The sequence below is a fragment of the Mesorhizobium sp. M7A.F.Ca.ET.027.03.2.1 genome, from assembly GCF_003999175.1.
Taxonomy (GTDB): domain Bacteria; phylum Pseudomonadota; class Alphaproteobacteria; order Rhizobiales; family Rhizobiaceae; genus Mesorhizobium.
Window position 1 is genome coordinate 1 of record NZ_RZOM01001259.1, and the last position, 1,561, is coordinate 1,561.

At 64.3% G+C, this 1,561-nt stretch carries 2 protein-coding genes; both read right to left on the minus strand.

Annotated features, from left to right (window positions below; translation table 11 throughout):
- Window positions 1-447: MazG family protein (locus tag EN750_RS33615; RefSeq protein WP_127399220.1), on the minus strand; the 447-nt coding region annotated here is incomplete at its 3' end.
- Window positions 448-587: 140 nt separating this feature from the next.
- A partial coding sequence (locus EN750_RS33620) for an amino acid aminotransferase (protein ID WP_145968167.1) occupies window positions 588-1,561 on the minus strand: 974 nt, incomplete at its 5' end.

Below are 1,561 nucleotides of genomic sequence, written 5' to 3' on the forward strand. Positions count from 1 at the left end.
GTCCAGAAACCCCTTGCCATTGTCTTCGGGATCGAGACCGCGGGCGAGACGCGCGCTTCGCTTCTCCGCCTTCTCTTCGGCCTTGATCTTTTCCCACATGCCCTTGGCCATGCCGGCGCTACGGGCTTTTTCGTCGCCGAAGACATGTGGGTGGCGACGGATCATCTTCGTCGTGATGGCTTGCACCACGTCAGGGAACGAGAACTCACCGGCCTCCTCGGCCATCTGGGCATGATAGACGACCTGCAGAAGCAGGTCGCCGAGTTCGTCGCGCAGATCGTCGAGATCGCCGCGCGCGATGGCATCCGCCACCTCATAGGCTTCCTCGATCGTGTAGGGCGCGATGGTCGAGAAATCCTGTTCGATGTCCCAGGGGCAGCCGGTCTTCGGCGCCCGTAGCGCCGCCATGATCTCGATCAGGCGCGAAATGTCTTTCGATGGCGTCATCTAGAGCTATTCCAGGAAAAGTGTGAAACGGTTTTCTGTCCGGAATTGCGTCAAAACAGTCTATCGGATGCTATCCCGCGACCGGCCGCGCGGCTAACGCTGTCAGCCGGCGCGGAAGCCTTGTCCACAGACAAGCCGCGTCAATCAAGAACCGAAACGATCGCCTTGGCGAGTTCGTCCATGCCGTCCTCGGGCAGGCCGGCGACATTGATGCGGCTGTCGCCGACCATGTAGACGCCGTGCTCGGCACGCAGTCGCTCGACCTGCGCTTCCGTGAGCCCAAGGCGGGAGAACATGCCGCGATGGCTGGCGACGAAATCGAAACGGTCGGAATTCGACTGCCGGCGCAGCGCCTCGGCGAACTGCACGCGTAGCCTGAGCATGCGCAGCCGCATCTCTTCAAGTTCGGCTTCCCAGTCGGCGCGCAAGGCGGCATCTTCGAGCACGATGCGCACGGCCGCCGCACCGTGGTCCGGCGGCATCGAATACATGGCGCGCGCCGCCGACAGCATCTGGCTCATCGCCACATCCGCCTGTGCGCCGTCCCTGGCCAGGATCATCGCCGCGCCGACGCGGTCGCGGTAGACAGCAAAATTCTTCGAGCAGCTCGAGGCGACGACCATTTCCGGAATTTTTGCCGCCAGCAGGCGCAAGCCGAGGGCATCGGCCTCGAGGCCATCGCCAAAGCCCTGATAGGCGATGTCGACAAACGGCAGCAGCTCGCGCTCGACGACCAGATCGGTAACGGCTGCCCACTGTGCCGCATCCAGATTGGCGCCGGTCGGGTTGTGGCAGCAGCCATGCAGCAGTACGACGTCGCCGCTCTTTGCGGTCCGCAGCGCCGCCAGCATGTCGTCGAAGCGAACAGCGCCCGAGGCGGCGTCGAAATAGGGGTATTCACGGATCTGCAGGCCGGCGGCGCGCATCACCGGCATGTGGTTCGGCCAGGTCGGGTCCGACAGCCAGATGGTTGCATCCGAGCGTGTCCGCTTCAGCAGTTCCGCCACCAGCCGCAGTGCGCCGGAGCCGCCGGGCGCTTGCGCGGCACGGATGCGCGTCATGTCGGCGCCCGGACCGAAGGCGAGCTTGGCCATTACCGTGTTGAAGCCGGTAT